We start from the raw sequence: 26,316 nt of genomic DNA, 5'->3' as shown, positions 1-26,316 counted from the left end.
TCAGCGCGCGTCCGGGTCCACCCAGCCCGCCGTGGCCGAGATCGAGCGGGCTTTCTCGCTGAGCAGCCGCGCGGTGTCGGATTCCAGGTCGTCGTCGATGGCGCCCACGGGCCCCATCAGGGTGATGGCCGCCTTCATTTCGCCCAGCATGTCGAAGATGGGCGCGGACAGCGACGTGAAGTGCGGCAGCAGCGCGTGGCGGCAACGGCTGATGTGGTGCTTTTGCACCTCGTCGCGGATCGCCTGCACGTCCTGCATCGTGTATGAATTGCCGGGTGCGCCGCCGTGGCTTTCGGGCATGGCCGAGGCCATCTCCTGCTCCAGCAGTTCGCGGGTGATGGCGGCCGGCAGATGCGCCAGGAAGTTGCGGCCCAGCGCCGACGACAGCAGGGGCATCACGGTGCCCACGCGCAATTCCAGCAAGGGCCGGCTGCGGCTGCCTTCCACGCGGTAGACGATGGTCGGGCCCTTGTTGCCCCACACACCCAGGAACACGGTATGCCCGGTGGCCGCGGCCACTTCGGCCATGATGGGCCGGGCTGTCGTGAATACATCGAACTGCTCCAGGGCCGCCAGGCCCAGTCGCAGGGCATAGGGCCCGAGGCCATAGTGGCCTGTGTCGGCGTGCTGCAGCACCACGCCCACCTTCTGGAAACTCACCAGGTAGTAGTGGACATTGGGGACGGTCAGTTCACAGGCGTCCGCGATTTCCTTCAAGGGCAGCGGGCGGCCGGCCTTGCGGATCACGTCCAGGATCCGGAACCCCACCTCGATCGACTGAATGCCCCTGCGCGCCGTGGCCGGCGTCTGTTCCGTGTTCTTTTCAACCTTGCCGGCGGGCCGTGCCATTACTGCCTCCACTGTGTCTCTGGCGGCAGTGTAGCAGCGGCCTTGCGGGGCTCCAGGCGGTCGGCGGGGGCGGTTTCGCCGGGTTTCCCCTAGCTATTTCATGTCGGGTTTTAAGTTTGATAATAGTTAATGCATACAGCAGTATCAATCTAAAACGACAGGGGAAAGCAAGCATGGAAGCAAATCTGGCAATGCCGCGGCTCGACGACGGGCCAACGCTCAGCAAAAAAGAGGAACGCCAGGTGGTGGTGGCCTCGACCCTGGGCACCTTGTTCGAGTGGTACGACTTCTTCATCTACGGAACGCTCGCCGTCTTCATGAGCCAGGTGCTGTTCCCGCAGGACAACCCCACGGTGGCGCTGCTGGCCGCCCTGGGGGCGCTGGCCGTGGGCTTCATCATCCGGCCGCTGGGCGCCGTGATGTTCGGCTACCTGGGCGACAAGCTGGGCCGCAAGTACACCTTCCTGATCACCGTGGTGATGATGGGCGGGGCGACCGTGCTGATCGGCTGCCTGCCCACTTATGAATCGGCGGGCCACCTGTCGTGGATCCTGCTGTTGACGCTGCGGGTCGTCCAGGGCCTGGCGGTCGGGGGCGAATACGGCGGCGCCGTCATCTACGTGGCCGAGCACTGCGAACCGAAGCGGCGCGGCCTGTTGACGGGCTGGATCCAGATCACCTCGTCCGCCGGCCTGATCCTGTCCCTGGTCGTGATCCTGTGCACCCAGGCCTCGATGAGCGCCGAAGATTTCCGGCAATGGGGCTGGCGCCTGCCGTTCATCCTGTCGATCGTGATGCTGGCCATCTCCATCTACGTGCGCGCCAAGCTGCACGAGTCGCCAGTCTTCACGCGGATGAAGCAGCAGAACCGCTTGTCCAGGAACCCCGTCAAGGAAACGTTCGGGCAGTGGCCCAGCCTGAGGCTCGTGCTGCTGGCGTTGATCGGCGTGACCGCCGGGCAGGGCGCCACCTACTTCACCGGCCAGTTCTACGTCATGATCTTCATGCAGCAGGCCGTGCAACTGGATCAGACCACGGTCTACTCGCTGATCCTGATCGGCTTCATCATTGGCGCGCCGACCTTCGTGCTGTTCGGCTGGCTGTCGGATCGCATCGGCCGCAAGTGGATCATGATGGCGGGCCTCTTCATTGGCGCCCTGGGCTATCACGCCATGTTCGACGTCCTGCTCAACGCCGGCAATCCGGCCCTGGCGCAGGCCATGCAGACGACCCCGGTGCGCGTGCATGCCGACACCCGCGGCGGCGCCTGCGATTTCGGGCTGCAGGCGGCCATGATAGGCAGCCACGCCGACCACAAGAAGGTTTGCGTGCAGGCCAAGAAATTCCTGGTCGGCAAGGGCATCAACTTCGAATACGCGGCGCCGCTGCCGGGCCAGGAGATCGCCATGAGCGTGGGCGGCGTCACCGTCAACGGCTTTGACCGCGCGGGCTATGCCAAGGCGCTGGCCGCCGCCGGCTACCCGGACCGGGCGGATCCCGCGCGCATCGACCGCGCCACCATCATCCTGATCCTGGTGCTGATGACCGCGGTGGTCGCCATGGTCTACGGGCCGGTCGCGTCCTATCTGGTCGAATTGTTCCCGGCGCGCATCCGCTACACCGCGCTGTCGTTCCCGTATCACATCGGCGCCGGCATTTTTGGGGGTATCGTGCCGTTTACCGCCACCTACCTGGCCCAGGCCAGCGGCAATATCTTCGGCGGCCTGATGTATCCGGTGGCGGTGATGGTGATCGTGGGCATCATCGGCAGCCTGTTCCTGCCCAATACGCGCGCCCAGGCCATCGACGAAGACCCCGTCCATTAAGAAGAGAGGAGAGACATGTCCGTGCAACAGAGTTTCAAGGCTGCCGTCATCCAGGCGGCGTCCATCCCCACCGACAGCGTGGCCTGCGCGCGCAAGGCGGCGTCGCTGATCCGCCAGGCGGCCGAGCAAGGCGCCCGCGTGCTGGTGTTTCCGGAAGCCTTCCTGGGCGGCTATCCCAAGGGCAATTCCTTCGGCGCGCCCATCGGCATGCGCAAGCCCGAGGGCCGCGACGCCTTCGCCAGCTATCACCAGCAGGCCATCCGCCTGGACGGCGAAGAGGTCGCGCTGGTTGCGCAGGCCGCGGCCGACACCGACAGCTTCGTGGTGATGGGCTGCATCGAGGCCGACGGCGGCACGCTGTACTGCACCGTGCTGTACTTCAACGGCCAGCAGGGTCTTGCCGGCAAGCACCGCAAGCTGATGCCCACCGCCGGCGAGCGGCTGATCTGGGGCTTTGGCGACGGCTCGACCCTGCCGGTCTTCGATACCCCGTACGGCAAGGTCGGCGCGGTCATCTGCTGGGAAAACTACATGCCCATGCTGCGCATGTACATGTACAGCCAGGGCGTGGCGCTGTATTGCGCGCCCACCGCCGACGACCGCGACAGCTGGATTCCCAGCATGCGCCACATTGCGCTGGAAGGCCGCTGCTATGTGCTGACGGCTTGCCAGCACTTGCGCCGCGGCGCCTATCCCGAGGACTTCGAATGCGCGCTGGGCGACGCGCCAGACACCGTGCTGATGCGCGGCGGCAGCGCAATCATCGATCCCTTGGGCGAGGTGCTGGCCGGTCCGGATTTCTCGGACGAGACCATCCTGTACGCCGACATCAATCCCAACCAGATCCTGCGCGGCAAGTACGACTTCGACGTGTCGGGGCACTATGCCCGGCCCGACGTGTTCCAGTTGCAGGTCGACACCCGCGAAAAGCGCGCGGTATCGGCCGTCAACGCCGGCGGCTCGCAGGAGGCCTGAGCAATGCACTTTGATTTCAGCGCCTTGCCGGCGCAGACGGTCTACAACGTGCTGACCTCGACCGTCACGCCGCGCCCGATCGCATGGGTTACCACCGTCTCGGGCAAAGGCGTCGTCAACGCGGCGCCCTTCAGTTTCTTCAATGTCATGGGCCATCAGCCGCCCACGGTCGCCATCGGCCTGATGCGCCATGCCAGCGGAGAGCTGAAGGACACCGGCGCCAACATCATCGAGAACGGCGAGTTCGTGGTGAACCTGGTGCCGGAGTCGCTGGTCCGGCAGATGAACCAGACCTGCGCGGACTATCCGGCCGACGTGGACGAGATGGCGGCGGCCGGCCTGACCGCGCGTCCGGCATCGCATGTGCGTCCGCCCCTCATCCAGGGCAGCCCGGTATCGCTGGAGTGTGTCAGCCAGGCAACGGTCGTGACCGGCCCGCGCCAGATCGTGGTCATCGGCCGGGTGCTGGGGGCGCACGTCGATGACGCCTACGTGCAGGACGCGGCGCGCGGGTACGTGGACACGCCGGCCCTGGGACTGATCGCCCGCATGCATGGCGGCGGGTGGTATGCGCGCAGTACCGACACGTTTCAGCTGGCCCGGCCCACGGCGCCGCAATAGCGGACAAGGCGGCCGTGGGGGCCGCTATGCACAAAGGGAAGAGCTTGAGTCAATAAGTTCTCCATTTCCCCCGATGCCCGTCAAATCCGGGCTGCTAGCATCCAGTCGACCGTCGCGAGAAACCTCGAATCCGAGCTCTCCGGCGGCACTTTTTTCGACACAACGGACACCATTATCGGGGGCGGATCTCCAGGGGCTTGCGGGCATCTGGCTTGCATTGGCGGCGGCGCCTGTCAGACGCCGAGGCTTGCGCCCGAGCACGCATGCACACTTGCCCTGGAAGTAGCCGGAGGCAGTATGAAAAACATGAAGCTTGGAACCCGCCTTGCGGGTGGATTCGCCATCTTGCTGGCCATGATCATGGTCATGTGCATTGTGGGCCTGGTCAGCCTGGCCGACATCAACGAGTCGGTCGAGACCGTTACACAGCGGTCCCTGACCAAGGAACGCCTGATCAACGATTGGGCTCGCAATATCCAGACCGGGGTCACGCGGACCACGGCTATCGCCAAGAGCGCCGACGCGAGCCTGGCGGGATTCTTCACCGAGGAAGCCGCCACGTCCACGCGCAATTCCTCGGCATTGCAGCAGAAGATCGAACCGCTGATCGAGACCGACGAGGAAAAGCAGCTTTGGGAAGGCATCGGCAAATCGCGGGCTGCCTACCTGAGCACGCGCGACCGGATCTTCAAGGCCAAGACCGACGGCGACGTGGAGACGGCCAACAAGGTCTTCTCCCAGGAGTTCCTGCCGGCTACGCGCCAGTTCATCGACCAGATCACCCGGCTGTCCAATTTGCAGCGCGCCGATATCGACGCCCGCGCCGCTGAAATCGAGGATGCCTATGTCTCGGCCAATTTCTGGATGATCGCGATCGGCTCCATTGCGGTCGTGAGCGGGCTGTTGCTGGCCGTCCTGCTTACCCGCGGCATTACCCGGCCGCTGTCCGACGCCGTGCGCGTCGCGCGCACCGTGGCCGCCAATGACCTGACCAGCACGATCGTCGCGACCTCGCGCGACGAGATCGGGCAGTTGATGCAGGCGCTGGAATCCATGAACGCCAACCTGGTCGGCACCGTTGCGCGGATCCGGACCGGCGTGGACAGCATCGCTTCCGCGTCCGGCGAGATCGCGGCCGGCAACGCCGACCTGTCTTCCCGCACCGAGCAGCAGGCCGCTTCCCTGGAAGAGACGGCCGCGTCCATGGAGCAGCTGTCTTCCACCGTGAAGCAGAACGCCGACAGCGCGAAGCAGGCCAACCAGCTTGCCGCGGCGGCATCGGACACCGCTTCGCGGGGCGGCGCCACCGTGTCCGAAGTCGTGAGCACCATGAGCGCGATCTCGGCCAGTTCCGTCAAGATCTCCGATATCGTTTCCGTCATCGACGGCATCGCCTTCCAGACCAATATCCTGGCCTTGAACGCCGCGGTGGAGGCGGCGCGGGCTGGCGAGCAGGGCAAGGGCTTCGCGGTGGTCGCGGCCGAGGTGCGCACCCTGGCGCAGCGCAGCGCCCAGGCCGCCAAGGAAATCAAGACCCTGATCGAGGACACCGTGCAGAAGATCAGCCAGGGCTCGGGCAGCGCGGAACGCGCCGGGTCGACGATGCAGGAGATCGTGAGTTCGGTGCAGCGCGTGACCGACATCATGGGCGAGATCGCCGCGGCCTCCGCCGAGCAGGCCGACGGCATCGAGCAGGTCAACCGCGCCGTGTCCCAGATGGACGAGGCGACTCAGCAGAACGCGGCGCTGGTGGAAGAAGCCGCGGCCGCCGCGGGTTCGATGCAGGACCAGGCGGCGGAACTGACGCGGGCGGTCAGCGCCTTCAAGCTACCGGGCGGCGGGCAGGGCGCAATCCCCGCCGCAGCGCCCCGTTCGTCGGCGGCGTTGCGGCTCGCGGCCTACTAGAAATAAAGGCCCAAGGCAGAGGACTAAACCTCGGCTCCCAGCCTGCTGTCCAGGTCGCGCACGAACGATACCAGCCGGGGGCCGACTTCCTGTTCGATCCAGTCGGATTGACCAGCCGTCGCGGGCAAGGTGACATTCACCGCCAGCGGCATGCCGTTGGCTTTGAACCGCAAAGGCGCGGCCACGCCGATAAGGTCCGAGCGCCAGGCGCCGTGGCTCATGCAGAAGCCGCGCTCTTCAATCGCCTGGGCCGATGCCGCCAGCGCTTGTCTGCCGCTGTCGTTATGCTCCGGCTCCTGGGCCGCGAGGAGCTCGAGCAGAAGCTCCCTGTCGTTCGGCGCGTGCGCGCAGAGCAAGGCGTGCCCGATCGCGGTGCGTAGCAAGGGGCGGGTGGATCCGATGTCCGGCTTTGCGCCGTTGTTGTCCCGGTCGTGCACGGTTTCGACATACACGACCTGGAGACGGTCGCGCATGCCTATCGAAACCGGGCCTCGCGCAAAGCGGGCCAGATCGAACATCCCGTGTTCGGCCAGCCGCCGCACCGTGAGCTGCACCAGCAAGGGATAGCCCAGCGACAGTACCGCCGGGGCAATGGCGTACTTCCGGGTCTCTTCGTCCCGGCTCAGATAGCCCAACGCCACCAACGTAAACGTCAGCCGCGATACGGTTGGCTTGCTCAGGCCGAGCGATTCGGCAATGTCCTTGTTGCCAAGCACGGGACGCGCGGCCGAAAAACACCGAAGAACATCAAAGCCATTCGCCAGCGTGGAGGCGAATTGCGGGTGTTCGTCCAGCGCGGTGCGGGGTTGAAGCTCATGCAGGGTGGAACGCGTCATGGGGTTTCCCCGATTGATATCGGAATGAATTCGAAATAAAAGAATGCAATACCGTTATTTATAATTGTATTCCACTATTTGGAATATGTCTACAAGGAAGTTGAGGCAATGGAAATGAAAGGACGGCGCTTGTTCCGCTTTGCGGTCGTGGCGGACTCGCACTTGAATCCGGTGGATGCGGACAACACTTCCCCCTGGCAGACGAATCATCTTGCCAATCCGCGCAATGAGGTCGTGGTGCAGGCTATCAATGCCATCGCCCCGGTGTTTACCGTCCATGTGGGCGACGTTGTGCATCCCTTGCCGCACACCGCGGATTACGACCCGGCCGCGCATTTTGCGCAATCGCTCTATCAGCGGCTGGACGCGCCTTTCTACATTGCGCCGGGAAACCACGATATCGGCGACAAGTGCCTGCCCGGCAATCCCGCCGCGACCATCTCCGAAGCGACTTGCGCGAAGTACGAGGAAAAGTTCGGGGCGCAGTGGCAGCGCTTCGACCATGCCGGCATTTGCTTTGTCATCGTGAACGCTTGTCTGTTCGGTTCGGGGCTGCCGCAGGAAGAAGCGCAATGGGCCTTTCTTGACGAAGTCGTGGCCTCCACGGCGGACAAGCGCGTGTTCCTGTTCTCGCACTACCCGCCGTTCATCACGGCGGCCGACGAAGAGGACAACTATGACAATATCGACAGCGCTCCGCGCCGGCGCCTGATCGAATTGCTTGAGCGCAGCAATGTCGAGGCGCTGTTCGCCGGCCATGTTCATACGTTCTTCCTGAACAGGATCGGCAAGGCCTGGTCCTACGCGTTGCCGTCGTCAACGAATTTCCGCCAGGACTACGCCGAACTCTTCCGTGTTGCACCGGCTGAGGAGCTGGGCCGCAATGACCTGGGGAAATTCGGGTTCTTCGTGGTCGATGTGCATGAGCGCGGCCATATTGCACGCTTCGTGCGCACCTATGGCTCGACCGATGCCGGCGAGGTCGGCGACATGGTTGTGCAGCTGGGCGAAGACATCCGCGGGCACGACGCGCAGACCGTCGGCGTAGAGTTCAATCACGATTGGGCAGGGGCGCAATTGCTGCCTTGCAATCCGCCGCTGGATGCCTTTGTCCGCAAGCGCGTACGCAATGATTATTTCGCGCTCAATCTTTGGGATGCGGGTGTCCGGACCGCGCGCGTGCCTCTGGCTGACGTCAACGATGATGCGGCTTTCGAGCGGATGGCGCTGATGGGTGGCCTGGGCCACCGGTTCATCGTGCACGGCACCGTCGCGCCAGGGCCGCAAACCCTCGCTCGCCTGGCGTCCATTGCGCCGAGCCTGGCCGGCTACGAGATGATCGCGCCTGAAACCGCGCTTGACCCGGCGCTTGCCGCAAGGCTCAAGGCAATTGGCGTACCAGCGTACTTTGCCCCGATCTTGCGCCCCAGCACTGACAAGCACGCAACATTCGACCATACGATGAGTTGCGGCCTGCCCGTCGCGGAATTGGGCCGCCTGGGCGAATTCACGCGCCTGGTCCAGTCGGGAGCCGGCTTGCTCATCCGGATAGGAGCCGATGACCCCGTGCTTGAATCAATGCTGGCCATTGCCGAGCTGGCGGGCGCGCAAGACCTTAAAGTGTCGGTCCACGTCGTGCTGGCGGCAGGCAAATCCTCGCATGTCCAGGGCGACGATCAACGGCAGGCGGCCCGTAGCGCCGAAGCCGCCGTGGCCGCGCTGCTCTACCCCCATATCCCGGTCACCCTCGATACGTTCATGGATGTTGATCGGGCCTATTTCTCCAGAAACGGCCTGGTCGACCGTCGCCACAACCCGCGGCGGGCCGCGGTCGTGCTGCGCAAGCTCCATGATCGCCTGGCTCGCGCCGGCGAGCTCAGGCTGCTGTCGCTCTCCCGTGCGGATGATGGGTTGACGTTGCTGCTGCAATCGAGCGCCGATGGCAAGCCAGTGAAATGCCGCATTCCACTGCTGGCGCAGGCGTCGACGGCAGGAGCCGCAACGCTGGCTGACTGGCGCGATATCGCGCTCTTCTCTTGATATCAATCCGAATCGAACGGGGTAGAACCGCCATGTACAGAGTCGTTTCGTTGTTCATCGCGCAATTTGCGCTTTCGGCGGCAGCGCATGCCGCTTGGCCTGATCATCCGCTCCAGATGATTGTCCAGTTTCCTCCTGGCACGACCACCGACACCGTGGCGCGGGACCTGGCCGCGAAGCTGGGCGCGGAGCTGAAGCAGCCGGTGGTCGTGGTCAACCGTCCTGGAGCAGGGGGCATGATCGGGGTGGGGGCGATCGCCAACGCCAAGCCGGATGGCTACACGATCGGCACCGTCAATCTGCCGACGCTTGCGATCATTCCTCATCTTCAAAAAGTACCCTACGAACCGCTGACCGCTTTTGATCACCTGGCTGTCGTCGGACCGTACGACTATGGCATTTTCGTGGCGGCGGATGCGCCTTGGAAATCGCTGCAGGACCTGGTGGACTACGGGCGCAAGAACCCGGGTGCGCTGACCTATGGCACGTTGTCCGCCGGGACGACAAACCAGCTGACCATGCAGCGGCTGGGGCAGGACCTGAAGCTGGACTGGGTATTCGTGCCATACAAAGGAGATAACGAATCCGTTCCCGCGCTGATCGGCGGGCAGATTCAGTTGATCAATGCATCGCCGGCTACCGCCTTGCCGCTGGTTCTCAGCGGCAAGCTGCGCATGCTGGCCGCGACCAGCCCGCAGCGCTGGGCGGCCTTGCCTGATGTGCCGACCTTGAAGGAAACAGGCCTGGTCGATTATTCCCAGAATTCCTTCCTGTCCGTGGCCGCGCCAGCCGGGCTCGATCCCGAGGTCCGGCAAAGGCTGGAAGCCGCGTTGAAGAAAATCCTGGTCGATCCCGCCGTCAAATCCGCATATCAAGGCAAATTCGGCCAGATGGTCGCCTATCAGAGCGGCGAAGCCTACGCGAAGCTGGCAAAGGATGAGTTCGCCGTCTGGGGCGAAATCCTCAAGGATGCCAATACAAAATAGAGGATTGCCCCCGGGGTTGTGGCCCGGGGTTTTTGCTCAGGCAGCAGAAAAAACAAAAGCCCCGAAAGGGGCTTTTGAGTTGCACGCAAGTGCTGAAATACTGGCGGAGAGGGTGGGATTCGAACCCACGGTACGGGGATACCGTACGCCTGATTTCGAGTCAGGTACATTCGACCACTCTGCCACCTCTCCGTGGCTGGATTCCGTAACGTTGAGATCACGGTCCTTGATAAGGACTGTTCCCTCACACAGATCCCTGGTCGGAAGGATCATCGTTGTCGGAGCAGCGAAGCCCGCAATTCTACAGGATTTTTTTTGTTTGTGTAAAGGGGGTGTTGGAAAGATCCCCACAACGGGTTTCAACGGGCTTTCAGCGCCGGCGATCTTTGCCCAGAATCTCGACATGCCGGCGTCCCGGCATTGGTTGTTCTTCCTCTTCCGGCGGTTTCCCCAAGGCTTCAGTCGCCCATGGACCTGATTCTCATCCTCCTGCTTGCGGCTGTGTTGTGCGTGCCCGTCACCCAGCTGCTGGGCTTGGGGGCCATCCCTGGCTACCTGATCGCGGGCGTGCTGGTCGGGCCCTCGTGCCTGAAGCTGGTGACGAACGTGGACACGATGGTCGGCGTCTCGCAGTGGGGCGTGGTGATGATGCTGTTCATCATCGGCCTGGAGCTGTCGCCCAAGCGCCTGTGGGCCATGCGCAACGAGGTCTTCATATTGGGCTCCCTGCAGATGCTGGCTTGCGGCCTGCTGCTGGGGCTGGTGTTCGGCGCGGCCTTGCGCCATCTGGCCGGCATGGAATGGCAGGCGGCGGTGCTTTGCGGCCTGTCGCTGGCGCTCTCGTCCACCGCCGTGGCGTTGCGGCTGCTCGACGAACGCGCGCTGACGCGCACGCCGCTGGGGCGCTCCGCCTTGGGGGTGTTGCTGTTCCAGGACATGGCGGCGATTCCCATGCTGGTGGCGGCCGGCCTGCTGGGGTCGGACGGCACGTCGGCGCCGTCCTTCAAGGAGGCGCTCGTGGCCGTGGCTGTCGTGGGCCTGGCCTACCGGCTGCGGCTGCTGGGCTGGGCGGCCAAGGCGGAACTGAATGAGCTCTTCACCGCGGCCGCGCTGCTGATGGTGGTGGGCGCCGCCCAATTGTTCGACTATGCGGGCCTGTCGGCGGGCCTGGGCGGATTCCTGGTGGGCGTGCTGATGGCCGAGTCCCGCTACCGGGATGACCTGGAAAAGTCGATCGAACCGTTCAAGGGGTTGTTGCTGGGCCTGTTCTTCGTGGCCATCGGCATGTCCATCAACCTGCGGGTGGTGGCCCATCACTGGCTGCTCATCTTTGCCTGCGTGGGCGCCCTGCTGCTGGTCAAGGCCCTGGTCCTGTATGGCTTTGCGCGCTTTCTGGGCTTGCCCCGCTATCACCGCCTGCTGTTTGCCATCGTGCTGGCGCAAGGCGGGGAATTCAGTTTCGCCATCTTCAACGAAGCCTGGGACAACCATCTGGTCAACCTGGAGCAGCGCGACGTACTGTCGGTGATCGTGGCGGTGTCGATGGGCGTGGTGCCCGTGCTGATCAAGCTGCTCGAGCGCGTGCCTGGAAAAATGGGCGGCATGGCGGATCTGCCGACGGCCGACGCCGCGCAAGCCGGAGCGCCGCCGCCGTCCTCGCCGCAGGACAAACCGCCCGCCGCTTGACCCCGCGACCCGTGGGGACATGGCATGATTGCCGTCTTGCCGGGCAGCTACACTTGTAGCCCGTTTCCGCTTCCCGCTTTTCGCGCCAGATCACAGGAGAATTCGCATGCTCAAAGGAAAAGTCGCCCTTGTCACCGGTTCCACCAGCGGCATCGGCCTGGGAATCGCCACGGCCTTCGCCCAGCAGGGCGCCGACATCGTCCTGAACGGCTTTGGCGACGCCGCCGAGATTGAAACGCTGCGCGCCGGCCTTGCCGACAAGCATGGCGTGAAGGTGATCTACGACGGCGCCGATCTGTCCAAGGGCTCGGCGGTGCGCGCGCTGGTCGAGAACGCGGTCAGCCAGATGGGCCGCATCGACATCCTGGTCAACAATGCCGGCATCCAGCACACCGCGCTGATCGAGGACTTTCCGGCCGAAAAGTGGGACGCCATCCTGGCGCTGAACCTGTCGGCCGTGTTCCACGGCACCGCCGCCGCGCTGCCGCACATGAAGAAGCAGGGCTTTGGCCGCATCATCAACATTGCGTCCGCGCACGGCCTGGTGGCCTCGGCCAACAAGTCGGCCTACGTGGCCGCCAAGCACGGAGTGGTGGGCTTCACCAAGGTCACGGCGCTGGAAACGGCCGGGCAGGGCATTACCGCCAACTCCATCTGCCCGGGCTGGGTACGCACTCCGCTGGTGGAAAAGCAGATCACCGCGCTGGCGGAAAAGAATGGCGTCGACCAGGAAACCGCGGCTCGCGACCTGCTCAGCGAAAAGCAGCCGTCGCTGCAATTCGTGACGCCGGAACAACTGGGCGGAACCGCCGTGTTCCTGGCCTCGGACGCCGCGGCGCAAATCACCGGAACGTCCGTCTCCGTCGATGGCGGCTGGACGGCGCGTTAATAGAGGAATCCCCGAATGCTGTTTTTGCTTTCCCCCGCCAAGAAGCTGGACTACGACTCGCCGCTGCACATCGAGACGCACACCCAGCCCCTGTTCGTGGATCAGGCCGCAGGCCTGATCAAGGTCCTGAAGACCAAGACCGCCGAGGACATCTCCGGGCTCATGAGCCTGAGCCCGGCCCTGTCCGAGCTGAATGTCCAGCGCTATGCGCACTGGAAGCGCAGTTTCACCCAGGCCAATTCGCGCCAGGCCGTGCTGGCCTTCAATGGCGATGTCTATGAAGGCCTGGATGCCGCCACGCTGTCGGCCAGGCAGCTGGATTGGGCGCAAGAGCATGTGGCCATCCTCAGCGGCCTGTACGGCGTGCTGCGTCCGCTGGACCTGATGCAGCCGTATCGCCTGGAAATGGGCACGCGGCTGGTGACTCCCAAGGGCAAGAACCTGTACGAGTACTGGGGCAGCACCATTGCAGACTACCTGAATGAACGGCAGGCCGGCCAGAAGTCTCCGGTGATCGTCAACCTGGCGTCCGAAGAATATTTCAAGTCGGTCGACCTGAAGACCCTGAAGGCGCGCGTGGTGCAGTGCGTGTTCCAGGACTGGAAGAACGGCGCCTGGAAGATCATCAGCTTCCACGCCAAGCGCGCGCGCGGCCTGATGGCCCGCTACGCCATCCAGCACAAGGTCGCCAAGCCGGAAGGCCTGCAGGGCTTTGACCTGGAAGGCTATGCGTATGACGCATCGGCTTCGTCGGAAGACAAGCTGGTGTTCCGGCGCAAGCTGGACTGAACAGGGCGGCTCCGCCGCAATAAAAAAATGGCCGGCCTGAAGACAGGCCGGCTTTTTTTTGTGGGTCGCGTGCGATCCGCGCGCAGGCCTAGGAGGCCGCCGCCAGTGGCGGCGCGTGCATCGGGTCGGCTAGCGCCTGGAGCTCCTGGCGGATCATGTGGGTGGCTTTCAGCATCTGCTTGACCGGATAGACCAGCGCGGCTTGTTCGCCTTCGGTGTCGAACTGCGTGGGCAGGTTGGCTGGCGCCTGGGAGCGGCCTTCGTCCAGCAGGTCGACCATGCCGTTCATGGCCTGCTGTATCGGTTCGGGGGTCCTGGGCAAGGCCGCCAGGATGGGAATCGCGGCGGTGATCTGCGACGCCAGCACGTGGTTCTGGATCAGCAGGTTGTTCAGTTCCGGGACTTCGATCTGGTGCGATTTGGGTTCGCTCATCATCCGGTAGAACGCTTCGGCGAAGTTGCTGAACGCGATGTGCACGTTCTTGCGGGCCAGGCGCCAGGCCAGGTCGGCGTCGGTCACCGCGGGCGTCTCGGCGGCGGCGTTGCCCACCGGTGCGCCGTGCGCCTGCATGGCCTCAACGTAGCGCAGCCCCGCCAGCAGGTACTCGCGGTTGGCGCGGGTCGCGGCCGAGGCCAGCGGCTTCAGGTAGCGGGCCTCCCACCACGGCAGGATGTAGCTGCAGATCAGCGCCAGCGCGCAGCCCAGCAGCGTGTCGATGGCGCGTTCGCCGATCACCGACATGGACACGGTGCCCGGCGACACGAAGTGAAAGACCAGCACCACGAACAGCGTGTTGAAGATCGCGCTGGCCATGTAGTTCAGTTGCACCAGGCTGTTGCCCATGATGCAGGCGCCCAGCAGCACCGCGAACAGGATGCTGGGCTGGTCGGTGACGTTGAACAGCAGCAAGGCGCAGATGCAGCCGATGAGGGTGCCCATCAGCCGCCAGCCATTGCGCTGACGCGTCAGCGCGAAGCCCGGTTTCATGATGATCACGATGGTCAGCATGATCCAGTAGTTGTGGGCCGAAAACGCCGGCGACAGCCAGCGGCTGGCCAGGGTCATGGCGATCGCGGCGGCGGCCGTCACCCGCAGCGCGTAGCGGAAGTGAGGCGAATCCAGCCGCAGGTTGCTGGTCAGCAGGCCGATGCGGAACTCCTGGCGCGAGATGAACCGGGTCAGCGATTTGTTGATGCGCAGCACGTCCGTGGGCTTGGCGTCGGGCGAGGCCGCGGTGTGGTCGGCCAACCGGTCCACGATGCGCGCCGAATTGCGCAGGCGACGCAGCACCTGGATGATCAGCGCCAGCATCTCCGGGTCGCGCTCGCCCAGACCCTGCTGCTTGAGCTGCTCGATCTCGTATTCGATGGCGCGCAGTTCCGCCTTGGCGCTGCTGCGGTATTGCACCTTGCGGCCGCGCGACACGTCCAGCGCGATGCGGTTGAGTTCCAGCGACATCTTCACCAGCGCGTCGCGCATGAACATCAGGCAGTCGTTGCCGGCCAGCGTGCGGCGCAACGCGGCGTAGTCGGTGTGTGTGGCCACCAGGGTGTCCAGCAGCTGCAGCATGTCCACGAACATGTTCCAGATCATGACGCGCTGGCGGTCGCCCAGGCCCTTGCCGCGGGGCAGGGCGCGCAGCACCATGTCGCGGGCGGCCTGGTGCTTCTCCGTCATGACGGATTGGCGCTGGATCAGGTTGCGGTAGGCCTCGTCCAGGTCGGCCGTTTCGTCATAGAAGGCGGCGCGGGCGGCGACGTAGTCGGCCGTGGCAAACAGCGCCACCGACATGGCCTGCTGTTCTTCGCGCAGCCAGAACAGCCGGGAGAAGCCCAGGCTGAACGCCACGTAGAACAGCGCGCCGCCCAGGGTGGCGATTGCGTGGGCCAGCACCTCGTGCGGCTCCAGCGGCGAATGCATGGTCAAGGTCATCAGCAGCAGGCCGGCAAAGCCGATCAGCCCGCCGCGCTTGCCGAAGACCGTGAACATCGAATAGACAAAGCACTGCGCGATGACCACCAGCCAGATCAGCACGGGATGCGTGGACGCCAGTCCGGTGATGATGACGGTGATGGTGCCCAGCGCCGCGCCGCCCAGCATCTCGTTGGTGCGGTGGCGCTGCGGGCCGCCCGGCTGGTCGATGATGGCCAGGCACTGCGCGCCGAAGGTGGCGACCAGCCCCGTCGTGTAATTGCCGAAAATGCCCCCCAGCACCAGCACCGGCAACAGCATGCCTACCCCCTGGCGCACCCCTCCGAAGAAGTAGTGGCTATAGAGGAAGCGGCGAATGCTGGCAATGCGCAAATCCATGGGGCTGCGGCTCGGTTCTGGACGACGGAACAAGTATAGAGAGGCTCGCGGATTTTTTGGGGTCGGATAGTTACCGAACCTTCCGCGCAACGGTCGGCAAAAGCCGATTTGCCACCTTTGACGCAACGCGGTAAATTCCTCCACTTGCTTCGGTCTGCCTATCCGATACCGGAGCGTTGATGCAGACGGCCAGGGTCACCTCCCAGCCGTCTTGCAGCAGTTACACCTGCCGTTGGCCGCGCCACAAGCGTGTGTTGCCAAGGCTTCCATTTCGACCTCCAGCGTCCCCAAGGGGCGTTTGCACTGCGTTCTGTCGAGCGTGTGCCGGGTCGGCAAGGTGTCCGGGTGGCGTGGCTCCGTGAGCCGCTAAGCGCCGGATCATGTTGTCGTAGCCGGTATGGGTTCAGTTGCCGCCGTATCCGGGCGAGCAGCAGTCAGGGTTGCAGGGCCGGTACTGAAAGGAAATACAACATGGAAATGAATGGCGCCGATATCGTCGTGCGCTGCCTGGCCGATGAGGGCGTGGAACACGTTTTCGGCTATCCCGGCGGCGCAGTGCTTTACATCTACGACGCGATCTTCAAGCAAGACAAATTTCAGCATATCCTGGTTCGTCACGAGCAAGCCGCCGTGCACGCCGCCGATGCCTATTCGCGCTCGTCGCAGAAGGTCGGCGTCTGCCTCGTGACCAGCGGCCCGGGCGTGACCAATGCCGTCACCGGCATTGCCACCGCCTACATGGATTCCATCCCGATGGTCATCATCAGCGGGCAGGTGCCCACTGCGGCCATTGGCGAGGACGCCTTCCAGGAATGCGACACCGTCGGCATCACGCGTCCCTGCGTCAAGCACAACTTCCTTGTGCGCGACGTCAAGGACCTGGCCGAAACCATGCGGCGCGCGTTCTACATCGCGCGCACGGGCCGTCCCGGCCCGGTGCTGGTGGATATCCCCAAGGACATCACCGTCGCGCACTGCAAGTACACGCCGCCCAAGGGCGAAATCTCGATGCGTTCCTACGCGCCCGTCAACAAGGGCCACCAGGGGCAGATCAAGAAAGCCGTGCAGATGCTGCTGGCCGCCGAGCGGCCCATGATCTACACCGGCGGCGGAGTCATCCTGTCGAACGCCGCGCCCGAGCTGAACAAGCTTGTGTCGCAACTGGGCGCGCCCTGCACCAGCACCCTGATGGGCCTGGGCGGCTACCCGGCCAGCAGCGGCCAGTTCGTCGGCATGCCCGGCATGCACGGCACGTACGAGGCCAACATGGCCATGCAGCACTGCGACGTGCTGCTGGCCATCGGCGCCCGCTTCGATGACCGCGTGATCGGCAATCCCAAGCACTTCGCGCAGAACACCCGCAAGATCATCCATATCGACATTGATCCGTCGTCGATCTCCAAGCGCGTGCGCGTGGACGTTCCCATCGTCGGCAACGTCAAGGACGTGCTGGCCGACATCAGCGCGCAATACGAGATCGCGGCCGCCGAGCACAAGCCGGCCTCCATCACCAAGTGGTGGGAGCAGGTCGAGACGTGGCGCGGCAAGGAATGCCTGAAGTTCGCCAATTCGGACGAAGTCATCAAGCCGCAGTACGTGGTGGAAAAGCTCTGGGAAGTGACCGGCGGCGACGCCTTCGTCACGTCCGACGTGGGCCAGCACCAGATGTGGGCGGCCCAGTACTACAAGTTCGACAAGCCGCGCCGCTGGATCAACTCCGGCGGCCTGGGCACCATGGGCGTGGGGCTGCCGTACGCGATGGGCGTGCAGATGGCCAATCCCGGGCATGACGTCGCCGTCATCACCGGCGAGGGCTCCATCCAGATGAACATCCAGGAACTGTCGACCTGCCACCAGTACCGCCTGACGCCCAAGATCATCTGCCTGAACAACCGGTTCCTGGGCATGGTCCGCCAATGGCAGCAGATCGACTACGGCTCGCGCTATTCCGAGTCGTACATGGATTCGCTGCCCGACTTCGTCAAGGTGGCCGAGGCCTATGGCCATGTGGGCCTGCGCATCGAGCGGCCGGCGGACGTCGAGCCGGCGCTGCGCGAGGCGTTCGGCAAGCACAAGGAACGCCTGGTCTTCCTGGACTTCATCACCGATCGCACGGAAAACGTGTGGCCGATGGTCAAGGCCGGCCGCGGGCTGACCGAAATGCTGCTCGGCTCTGAAGACCTGTAAGGAGGCCACCCATGAAGCACGTGATTTCCGTCCTCCTCGAAAACGAACCCGGCGCGCTGTCGCGCGTGGTGGGCCTGTTTTCCGCGCGGGGCTACAACATCGAGACCCTGACCGTGGCGCCCACCGAGGACTCCACGCTGTCGCGCATGACCATCGTGACGACCGGTTCCGATGAAGTCATCGAACAGATCACCAAGCACTTGAACCGCCTGGTGGATGTCGTGAAAGTGGTGGACCTGACCGAAGGCGCCCACATCGAGCGCGAGCTGATGCTCGTGAAGGTGCGCGCCGTGGGCAAGGAACGCGAGGAAATGAAGCGCATGGCGGACATCTTCCGCGGCCGCATCATTGACGTTACCGACAAGTCCTACACCATCGAATTGACCGGGGTGCAGGAAAAAGTACAGGCCTTCCTGGAGGCCCTGGACCGCAGTGCCATCCTTGAAACCGTGCGCACCGGCGTGTCCGGCATCGGACGCGGTGAACGGATTTTGAAGATTTGACCGGCCTTCCAGGCCAAGCCGCACCCTACATCTGAATTAATCGAATATCCAAATACTGGAATCTGGAGCACAACCATGAAAGTTTTCTACGACAAAGACTGCGATCTGTCCCTCATCAAAGGCAAGACTGTCGCCATCATCGGCTACGGTTCGCAAGGCCACGCGCACGCGCAGAACCTGCATGAATCGGGCGTGAAGGTCATCGTCGGCCTGCGCAAGGGCGGCGCCTCGTGGAACAAGGCCGCCAACGCCGGCCTGGAAGTCAAGGAAGTGGCTGACGCCGTCAAGTCGGCGGACATCGTCATGATGCTGTTGCCCGACGAGAACATCGCTTCGGTCTACAACAAGGAAGTCCACGCCAACATCAAGGCCGGCGCCGCCCTGGCGTTCGCCCACGGCTTCAATGTCCACTACGGCCAGGTCGTGCCGCGTGAAGACATCGACGTCATCATGATCGCCCCGAAGGCCCCCGGCCACACGGTGCGCAACACGTACAAGCAAGGCGGCGGCGTGCCCCACCTCGTGGCCGTGTACCAGGACAAGTCGGGCGCCGCGCGCGATGTGGCCCTGTCGTACGCCAGCGCCAACGGCGGCGGCCGTGCCGGCATCATTGAAACCAACTTCCGCGAAGAAACCGAAACCGACCTGTTCGGCGAACAGGCCGTCCTGTGCGGCGGTACCGTCGAACTGATCAAGGCCGGCTTCGACACGCTGGTGGACGCCGGCTACGCGCCCGAAATGGCGTACTTCGAGTGCCTGCACGAGCTGAAGCTGATCGTCGACCTGATCTATGAAGGCGGCATCGCCAACATGAACTACTCGATTTCGAACAACGCCGAATTCGGCGAATACGAAACGGGTCCGAAGATCGTCACGGAAGAAACCCGCAAGGCCATGCGCCAGTGCCTGACGGACATCCAGACCGGCGAATACGCCAAGAAGTTCATTCTGGAAAACACCGCCGGCGCTCCGACGCTGACCTCGCGCCGCCGCATCAACGCGGAATCGCAGATCGAGCAAGTGGGCGGCAAGCTGCGCGCCATGATGCCCTGGATCGCCGCCAACAAGCTGGTGGACAAGTCCAAGAACTGATCCATGCCATTGCGCGGGGCCCGGCCCCGCGCAATCCGGGTCAAAGCGGCATGCCTGCGAGGGCATGCCGCTTTTTTTGCGCTAATTAGCTCAGGCACGCCACTTGCTCCGGCCCGCAAGCGGGGCCAGATGGGTTAACCTTTGAAAGTCCGTTGTAAGTTATTGAGACCATGCCCAATTTTTCCATGCGCGATTCCGAGAACCGCCACCGAAGCATCTACCTGCTTCCCAACGCATTCACCACCGCTGCCTTGTTCGCGGGGTTCTATGCCGTTGTGCAGGCCATGAACGACCGCTTCGAAGTCGCCGCCATCGCCATTTTCGTGGCCATGGTGCTGGACGGCATGGACGGCCGCGTGGCGCGCCTGACCAATACGCAGTCCGCCTTCGGCGAGCAATATGACTCGCTGTCCGACATGACGTCCTTTGGCGTGGCTCCCGCGCTGGTCATGTACGAATGGATCCTGAACGACCTGGGCCGCTGGGGCTGGCTGGCGGCCTTCGTCTATGTCGCCGGCGCCGCGCTGCGCCTGGCGCGCTTCAACACCAATATCGCCGTCGTCGACAAGCGCTACTTCCAGGGGCTGCCCAGCCCGGCCGCGGCCGCGCTGGTGGCGGGCTTCGTCTGGCTGGCCGTGGACAACAAGCTGCCCATCCATGACAGCCTGATGGCCTGGGTGGCGTTCACGCTTACCATGTACGCCGGCATCACCATGGTGTCGAACGCGCCGTTCTTCAGCGGCAAGAGCTTCGCCCTGGGCCGCAGCGTGCCGTTCTGGGGCATCTTGCTGGTGGTGGCCGTATTCGTGTTCGTGTCCAGCGATCCCCCGGTCGTGCTGTTCGGCCTGTTCGTGTTGTACGGCCTGTCGGGCTGGGTCATGTGGGGCTGGCGCTGGAACAAGGCCCGCCGGCTGCAGCAGGAACGCCGGGGCCATTCGTCCTGATCCAGAATGAAAAACCCGCCGTAAGGCGGGTTTTTCATTCTGGGTGGCTCAGTGCCACATGAACTTGTCGTCGTCGTACATAGGGTCGGGTCCGGGGTGGAAGTGTGTCACCTTACTGCCGTCGCGGCTCATGTAGACGTACATCAGCGAATTCCAGACGCTGTTTTCCTTGTAGCGGTAGGACCAGACGACTTCACGCTTTTCGCCCAGGCCGACCTCGTCGATCCGGGCCGGCGGGCCGAATTCGCAGCGGACCCGCTCCGGGCCCCAGTCGCCGGTTTCCAGCAACTTGAAGTGCGCATCGGTCAGCAACGGCACCACGCGGTCCACGCGGCCGTCCGTGCCCACGTTCGCGCCCCAGGCGTACTGGCCCATGGGCTGCTGGGTCCAGATCACGCGGCGCCCGCCATTGGCCTGCGGGCATTCGAAATTGGGCGAGCCGAACTGGGCCTGGACGTCGGCGAGCGGGGTTCCGGGCGCCACCTGGGCCATGTTGGCGCAGGCCGTCAGGCCGGCCAGCGCAAGGGACGCCAGGGCGATCCGGGCTGTTTTGTAATAATTAGTCATGTCGTTGCTCCTTCCAGGCGCTGCACGCGGAGGCGGCCCCCAGGAGGGAGCCTCAAGCCTTCATTGAGGTAATTCTAGCGAATCAGCTATAATCATCGAGCTTTATCAAGTGTATTGATTCTGCAAGATACTTTGCGCCAGCCGCAGATGCCTTGGCAGATGCCTGGAAGACGGCGCCTTAGCCCCGTGTCCCAGGTTTTTGCCCGGATCATCATTGGCAGCAGTGAGAAAGCGAATTCAGCCAGGTCTCGCGCAAATTTTTCCAAACCACGTCAGGGCACCTCGGCCCTGTCGCATGTCCGAAGAGGTCATCAATGTCTGTAGCTGACATCAAGAAATCCGATATCGTTGCGCAGTTCCAACGCGCTCAAGGCGATACCGGCTCCCCCGAAGTTCAGGTGGCTCTGCTCACCGCCCGTATCAACGAACTGACTGGTCACTTCAAAGAACACATGAAGGACCATCACTCGCGCCGCGGTCTGCTGCGTATGGTCAGCCGTCGCCGCAAGCTGCTCGACTATCTCAAGGGCCGCAATCCCGATTCGTACCGCGCACTGATCGAAAAACTCGGTCTGCGCAAGTGATCGACGGGGCTGGCTCCCCATGACGCAACCGTGGTCGGTGCGACGTATGTCGCGACGGCCACGGTTTTTCATTTGTAAGGAATAATCGTCATGTTCAATAAAGTGACTAAATCGTTCCAGTACGGCCAGCACACGGTCGTCCTGGAAACTGGCGAAATCGCTCGCCAGGCCTCCGGCGCCGTTGTGGTGTCGATCGAGGACACCGTTGTCCTGGCCACTGTCGTGGCTTCCAAGAAGGCCAAGCCGGGTCAGACGTTTTTCCCGCTGACCGTCGACTACATCGAGAAGACCTACGCTGCCGGCCGTATCCCGGGCGGGTTCTTCAAGCGCGAAGGCAAGCCCTCCGAAAAGGAAACGCTGACCTCGCGCCTGATCGACCGTCCGCTGCGTCCGCTGTTCCCCGAAGACTTCTACAACGAAGTCCAGGTGGTCATCCACACGCTGTCGGTCAATCCCGAGATTGATCCCGACATCGCCGCCATGATCGGCGCGTCCGCCGCGCTGGCCATCTCGGGCATCCCGTTCAACGGCCCCATCGGCGCCGCGCGCGTGGGTTACATCGACGGCCAGTACGTCCTCAACCCGACCGCCACGCAGCTGAAGTCCTCGAAGCTGGACCTGGTTGTCGCCGGCACCGAAAACGCCGTGCTGATGGTGGAATCGGAAGCCCAACAGCTGTCCGAAGAAGTCATGCTGGGCGGCGTGGTCTATGGCCACGAGCAGATGCAGGCCGTCATCAACACCATTCACGACCTGGTGAAGGACGCCGGCAAGCCCGATTGGGACTGGCAAGCTCCCGCCAAGGACGAAGCCCTGATCGCCGCGGTGACCGCCGCTGCCCAGGAAGGCCTGAACGCCGCCTACCAGATCCGCGAAAAGCAGGCCCGTACGGCCAAGCTGCGTGAAGTGTCGGCCGACGTGTCGGCCAAGCTGGCTGCCGCCGCCGCTGAAAAGGGCGAGTCGCTGCCGGACGCCGTGACTGTCGACAACATCATGTTCTCGCTGGAATCGGCCATTGTCCGCGGCCAGATCCTTAACGGCGAACCGCGTATCGACGGCCGCGACACCCGCACCGTGCGCCCCATCAGCGTGCGTCTGGGCGTGCTGCCCCGCGCACACGGCAGCGCGCTGTTCACCCGTGGTGAAACCCAGGCGCTGGTCGTGGCCACGCTGGGCACCAAGCAGGACGAGCAGATCATCGACGCGCTCATGGGCGAGTACCGTGACCGCTTCATGATGCACTACAACATGCCTCCGTTCGCCACCGGCGAAACGGGCCGCATCGGTGTGCCCAAGCGCCGCGAAATCGGCCACGGCCGCCTCGCCAAGCGTTCGCTGATCCCGCTGCTGCCGGCTCCCGAAGACTTCCAGTACACGATCCGCATCGTGTCGGAAATCACTGAATCCAACGGCTCCTCGTCGATGGCTTCGGTCTGCGGCGGTTCGCTGGCCATGATGGACGCCGGCGTGCCGGTCAAGGATCACGTGGCCGGCGTGGCCATGGGCCTGATCCTGGACGGCGGCAAGTTCGCCGTGCTGACGGACATTCTGGGCGACGAAGATCACCTGGGCGACATGGACTTCAAGGTTGCGGGCACCGAAAACGGCGTCACCGCACTGCAGATGGACATCAAGATCCAGGGCATCACCAAGGAAATCATGCAAGTGGCGCTGGCTCAGGCCCGCGAAGGCCGCCTGCACATCCTGGGCAAGATGAAGGATGCGCTGGACGGTTCGCGCGGCGAGCTGTCGGCTTTCGCCCCGCGCATGCTGACCATCAAGATCAACCCCGAGAAGATCCGCGACGTGATCGGCAAGGGCGGCGCCACCATCCGCGCGCTGACCGAAGAAACCGGCACGCAGATCGACATCTCCGACGACGGCACGATCGTGATCGCCAGCGTCGACGAAGCGCAGGCGAAGGAAGCCCAGCGTCGTATCGTCGAACTGACCGCCGACGTCGAAGTGGGCCAGATCTACGAAGGCTCGGTCCTGCGTCTGCTGGACTTCGGCGCCATCGTGCAAGTGCTGCCGGGCCGCGACGGCCTGCTGCACATCTCGGAAATCGCCAACTACCGCATCGCGAACATCAACGATGTTCTGAAGGTCGGCCAGCAAGTCCGCGTCAAGGTCATCGAGGCCGACGACAAGGGCCGCCTGCGCCTGTCCATCAAGGCTATCGGTGGTATCGAGCAGCAAACCGGCGCCGCTGCCGAAGCAGCCCCCCAATCGGAACCGCAAGCTGAGTAAGCCTGCAGGGTCCTGATTGAAAAAAACGGCGCCGCAAGGCGCCGTTTTTCTTGGGCTGCCCGGGCGGCGCTGATTCATCTTCTTGCTTGTCCAGGTGGCGGACGTCTCCCAACTTCGGCTACCTTCCTGTAAAGTCTTGCGCGAGAGCGGCGTCGCCCGAGCCTGCGGGGTGCCCTCAACGCATTCTTGAGGGGGCATGGGATGAGCAAGGCATGATCGCGTGGCCGATGACCGCCGGCGTCGCGGCGTTGCTTGCGGCGCTGCTGACGGGCTGCATGACCGGCCCCGGGCCGGGCCAGCGCGGCCCCAAGGGCGAAGACATGTCCGCCGACCAGCTCGCGCAGACGGACTTCAACCGCACCGTCACGCTGGAAGTGCGCGACAACCTCGCCAGCCTCTATTCGCTGCTGGACAAGCTGTACCGGCGCAACCCCCGGGAATGGCGCAAGACCGGCGTGCCGGATCAGGCCACGGCGGTGAACCGGGTCAAGCATTCCATTGAAGTCCGCGTTCCGCCCAGCGACCTCGCCGGCCTGCGCGACATCCAGATCCTGGCCGTGTCCCTGGACCCCAACTATGCGGGTGACCGGGTCGGCGCTTTCATCTACGGCCTGGCCGACACCATCATCGCGGCGCACAACGGCAAGACCCGCCTGTACGCCACCGACGCGCTGGATGGGCAGCGGGTCTACAATGCCGCACGGAATGTCGAGGCCGCTGCCTGGTTGCTGGCATCGCGCCGCAACAATCAAGGCGAGTACTTGCTGCTGGCCAATGAAATGTCCCAGAACGCCACGAACCTCAGCTTCGAGCGCGAGTTCGGCGCCATCATCGGCCGGCTCGACCTGATCGCCAACCTGCTCGGCGAGAATTCCAGGCGTATCGGGATCAACTACGCGCAAGGCCTGCTGCTGTTCAATTTCCTGCCGGTGCGCTAACAGGATTTTCCATCGTGATCGATATCGCCTCCATCCAGACCGCCCGCGAAAACCTGCGCGGGCAGGTGCTGAAGACCCCGTTTACCCTGTCACGCACGCTGTCCGACATCTTCGGCGCCGAGATCTGGCTGAAGTTCGAGAACCTGCAGTTCACCGCATCCTTCAAGGAACGCGGCGCGCTGAACCGCATGCTGACGCTGTCGGACGAGGAGCGCGCCAAAGGCGTGATCGCGGTATCGGCCGGCAACCACGCCCAAGGAGTGGCCTACCATGCGCAGCGCATGGGCGTGCCCGCCGTGATCGTGATGCCGCGCTTCACGCCCACGGTCAAGGTGGCCAATACGCGGCGTTTCGGCGCCGAGGTGGTGCTGGCCGGCGACACGTTCGACGATGCCAAGGCGCGGGGCTACGAGCTGGCCAGCGAGCGCGGATTGATCATGATCCACCCCTACGACGACGAGGCCGTCATCTCGGGGCAGGGAACGGTGGCGCTGGAAATGCTGGAAGACCAGCCGCAACTGGACACGCTGGTCATTGCCATCGGCGGCGGCGGGCTGATCTCGGGGATCGCCACGGCCGCCAAGGCCTTGAAGCCCGGCATCGAGATCGTGGGCGTGCAGACCGAGCGCTTCCCGTCCATGTACTCGGCCGTCAAGGGCGTGTCCATGCCGCAGGGGCAGTACACCATCGCCGAAGGCATTGCCGTGAAGTCTCCGGGCGCGCTGACCCAGCCCATCGTCAGCCACCTGGTCGATGATATCGAGCTGGTCAGCGAAAGCGACATCGAGCACGCCATCGTGGTGCTGCTGGAAATCGAAAAGACCGTGGTGGAAGGCGCGGGCGCCGCCGGCCTGGCCGCGCTGCTGCGCGCGCAGGAAGCGGGCAGCAGCCGCTACCAGGGCAAGCGCATCGGCCTGGTGCTGACGGGCGGAAACATCGATCCCCTGATGCTGGGCGAATTGATCGAGCGCGGCATGGTGCGCGCCGGCCGCCTGGCGCGCATCCGGGTGGACCTGCGCGACCTGCCGGGCGCCCTGGCGCACGCCACCAAGCTGATCGCCGACGCCCAGGCCAACATCACCGAAGTGCACCATCAGCGCGCATTCACCTCATTGCCGGTGCGCAATGTCGAAGTGGATTTTGTGCTTCAGACCCGCGGGCCGGACCACATCCTGGAAGTGATCGACATCCTGAACGCGGCGGGCTTCGCCGCCAGCAACCACGATCACTGAGCATGTCCTTTAAGGGCGGGGTCTGAGGCGGCGCCTTGGCGCCGCCTCAGACCGACGCCGATTCCCGAGGGCCGTTCAGGCCGGACGTCGGGCCGCAAGCGTGAGCCATGTCCAAAGGACAACCTGGGGTTATCCCTGGAAAACTCATGGTTCATACTGATTTCAAATATATCGTGACACGATATAAGATGCGAATCTCATCGTTTGCCCGCCGAGCCTGGGGGCAAGAAAAGAAATGCGCGCGCCAATGATGTGACGACTATGCCGGCGCGCCACTTAGGGAGATCGCAGCTTGATAGTAGATAA

21 protein-coding genes and 1 tRNA gene are annotated in these 26,316 nt (G+C 63.9%); 17 read left to right on the top strand and 5 right to left on the bottom strand.

The genetic code is table 11. The features are described from left to right. A complete protein-coding gene (locus HLG70_RS16410) occupies positions 1-849 on the bottom strand; it encodes an IclR family transcriptional regulator (protein ID WP_171661911.1) in 849 nt (282 codons plus the stop codon). Between the two features lie 173 nt (positions 850-1,022). Between HLG70_RS16410 and HLG70_RS16405 the strand changes: the two genes are divergently transcribed. From HLG70_RS16405 to HLG70_RS16390, 4 genes are all read left to right on the top strand, one after another. After that, entirely contained in the window at positions 1,023-2,675 is a 1,653-nt protein-coding gene (locus tag HLG70_RS16405) for an MFS transporter (RefSeq protein WP_171661912.1), read from the top strand. Between the two features lie 15 nt (positions 2,676-2,690). Further along, positions 2,691-3,650 carry a carbon-nitrogen hydrolase family protein gene (locus HLG70_RS16400; RefSeq protein ID WP_171661913.1) on the top strand — a complete coding sequence of 320 codons (960 nt, stop codon included), beginning with the start codon at positions 2,691-2,693 and terminating at the stop codon, positions 3,648-3,650. A gap of 3 nt (positions 3,651-3,653) precedes the next feature. Beyond that, positions 3,654-4,271 carry a flavin reductase family protein gene (locus HLG70_RS16395; protein WP_171661914.1) on the top strand — a complete coding sequence of 206 codons (618 nt, stop codon included), beginning with the start codon at positions 3,654-3,656 and terminating at the stop codon, positions 4,269-4,271. Between the two features lie 306 nt (positions 4,272-4,577). After that, positions 4,578-6,176, top strand: a complete 1,599-nt coding sequence (locus HLG70_RS16390; protein ID WP_284143595.1) for a methyl-accepting chemotaxis protein — start codon at positions 4,578-4,580, stop codon at positions 6,174-6,176. Positions 6,177-6,199: 23 nt separating this feature from the next. Here the strand turns inward: HLG70_RS16390 and HLG70_RS16385 are convergent, their stop codons facing one another. After that, positions 6,200-7,012 (bottom strand): IclR family transcriptional regulator, encoded by an 813-nt coding sequence (locus tag HLG70_RS16385; RefSeq protein WP_171661916.1) that lies wholly within the window; start codon positions 7,010-7,012, stop codon positions 6,200-6,202. 108 nt (positions 7,013-7,120) lie between these two features. Here HLG70_RS16385 and HLG70_RS16380 point away from each other — a divergent pair, with 108 nt between their 5' ends. Together HLG70_RS16380 and HLG70_RS16375 are read left to right on the top strand one after the other, a co-directional pair. Next, complete coding sequence (locus HLG70_RS16380; protein ID WP_171661917.1) at positions 7,121-9,052, top strand: metallophosphoesterase; 1,932 nt, start codon at positions 7,121-7,123, stop codon at positions 9,050-9,052. A gap of 50 nt (positions 9,053-9,102) precedes the next feature. Next, complete coding sequence (locus tag HLG70_RS16375) at positions 9,103-10,038, top strand: tripartite tricarboxylate transporter substrate binding protein (RefSeq protein ID WP_250157073.1); 936 nt, start codon at positions 9,103-9,105, stop codon at positions 10,036-10,038. A 101-nt stretch (positions 10,039-10,139) separates the two neighbouring features. Here the strand turns inward: HLG70_RS16375 and HLG70_RS16370 are convergent. Then, positions 10,140-10,230, bottom strand: a tRNA-Ser gene (locus tag HLG70_RS16370). A gap of 276 nt (positions 10,231-10,506) precedes the next feature. Here HLG70_RS16370 and HLG70_RS16365 point away from each other — a divergent pair. The 3 genes from HLG70_RS16365 to yaaA all read left to right on the top strand — a co-directional run bounded on the left by HLG70_RS16365 (position 10,507) and on the right by yaaA (position 13,402). Further along, positions 10,507-11,724, top strand: a complete 1,218-nt coding sequence (locus HLG70_RS16365) for a cation:proton antiporter domain-containing protein (RefSeq protein ID WP_171661919.1) — start codon at positions 10,507-10,509, stop codon at positions 11,722-11,724. Positions 11,725-11,830: 106 nt separating this feature from the next. Further along, positions 11,831-12,613: a 3-hydroxybutyrate dehydrogenase gene (locus HLG70_RS16360; RefSeq protein ID WP_171661920.1), complete on the top strand. Its 783-nt coding sequence runs from the start codon at positions 11,831-11,833 to the stop codon at positions 12,611-12,613. Between the two features lie 15 nt (positions 12,614-12,628). Next, on the top strand, positions 12,629-13,402 hold the full coding sequence (gene yaaA, locus HLG70_RS16355; RefSeq protein WP_171661921.1) for a peroxide stress protein YaaA: 774 nt from the start codon (positions 12,629-12,631) through the stop codon (positions 13,400-13,402). An 88-nt stretch (positions 13,403-13,490) separates the two neighbouring features. On the opposite strand, the gene HLG70_RS16350 is transcribed toward yaaA, so the two are convergent. Then, a complete protein-coding gene (locus tag HLG70_RS16350) occupies positions 13,491-15,713 on the bottom strand; it encodes an FUSC family protein (RefSeq protein WP_171661922.1) in 2,223 nt (740 codons plus the stop codon). Positions 15,714-16,130: 417 nt separating this feature from the next. Between HLG70_RS16350 and HLG70_RS16345 the strand changes: the two genes are divergently transcribed. The 4 genes from HLG70_RS16345 (at position 16,131) to pssA (ending at position 20,439) form a co-directional block, all read left to right on the top strand. Beyond that, entirely contained in the window at positions 16,131-17,900 is a 1,770-nt protein-coding gene (locus tag HLG70_RS16345) for an acetolactate synthase 3 catalytic subunit (protein ID WP_284143651.1), read from the top strand. 11 nt (positions 17,901-17,911) lie between these two features. Continuing rightward, positions 17,912-18,403 (top strand): acetolactate synthase small subunit, encoded by a 492-nt coding sequence (ilvN, locus tag HLG70_RS16340; protein ID WP_006223608.1) that lies wholly within the window; start codon positions 17,912-17,914, stop codon positions 18,401-18,403. 75 nt (positions 18,404-18,478) lie between these two features. Next, positions 18,479-19,495, top strand: coding sequence for a ketol-acid reductoisomerase (ilvC, locus tag HLG70_RS16335; protein WP_171661924.1), 1,017 nt, complete (start codon positions 18,479-18,481; stop codon positions 19,493-19,495). Between the two features lie 170 nt (positions 19,496-19,665). Continuing rightward, the gene (pssA, locus tag HLG70_RS16330) at positions 19,666-20,439 is read left to right on the top strand and encodes a CDP-diacylglycerol--serine O-phosphatidyltransferase (RefSeq protein ID WP_171661925.1); all 774 of its coding nucleotides are present in this window, start codon (positions 19,666-19,668) and stop codon (positions 20,437-20,439) included. Between the two features lie 48 nt (positions 20,440-20,487). Here pssA and HLG70_RS16325 read toward each other — a convergent pair whose 3' ends face one another. After that, entirely contained in the window at positions 20,488-21,006 is a 519-nt protein-coding gene (locus tag HLG70_RS16325) for a hypothetical protein (protein ID WP_171661926.1), read from the bottom strand. Positions 21,007-21,320: 314 nt separating this feature from the next. Here HLG70_RS16325 and rpsO point away from each other — a divergent pair, with 314 nt between their 5' ends. From rpsO to HLG70_RS16305, 4 genes are all read left to right on the top strand, one after another. Beyond that, positions 21,321-21,590: a 30S ribosomal protein S15 gene (rpsO, locus tag HLG70_RS16320; RefSeq protein ID WP_006223612.1), complete on the top strand. Its 270-nt coding sequence runs from the start codon at positions 21,321-21,323 to the stop codon at positions 21,588-21,590. A gap of 90 nt (positions 21,591-21,680) precedes the next feature. Then, positions 21,681-23,840: a polyribonucleotide nucleotidyltransferase gene (gene pnp / locus HLG70_RS16315; protein ID WP_171661927.1), complete on the top strand. Its 2,160-nt coding sequence runs from the start codon at positions 21,681-21,683 to the stop codon at positions 23,838-23,840. 212 nt (positions 23,841-24,052) lie between these two features. Beyond that, a complete protein-coding gene (locus HLG70_RS16310; RefSeq protein ID WP_171661928.1) occupies positions 24,053-24,778 on the top strand; it encodes a hypothetical protein in 726 nt (241 codons plus the stop codon). A 14-nt stretch (positions 24,779-24,792) separates the two neighbouring features. After that, complete coding sequence (locus tag HLG70_RS16305) at positions 24,793-26,010, top strand: threonine ammonia-lyase (protein ID WP_171661929.1); 1,218 nt, start codon at positions 24,793-24,795, stop codon at positions 26,008-26,010. Positions 26,011-26,316: the final 306 nt, after the last annotated feature.

The organism is Achromobacter deleyi (assembly GCF_013116765.2).
Lineage (GTDB): Bacteria > Pseudomonadota > Gammaproteobacteria > Burkholderiales > Burkholderiaceae_B > Achromobacter > Achromobacter deleyi_A.
This window is presented reverse-complemented; position numbering and strand designations above follow the sequence as displayed.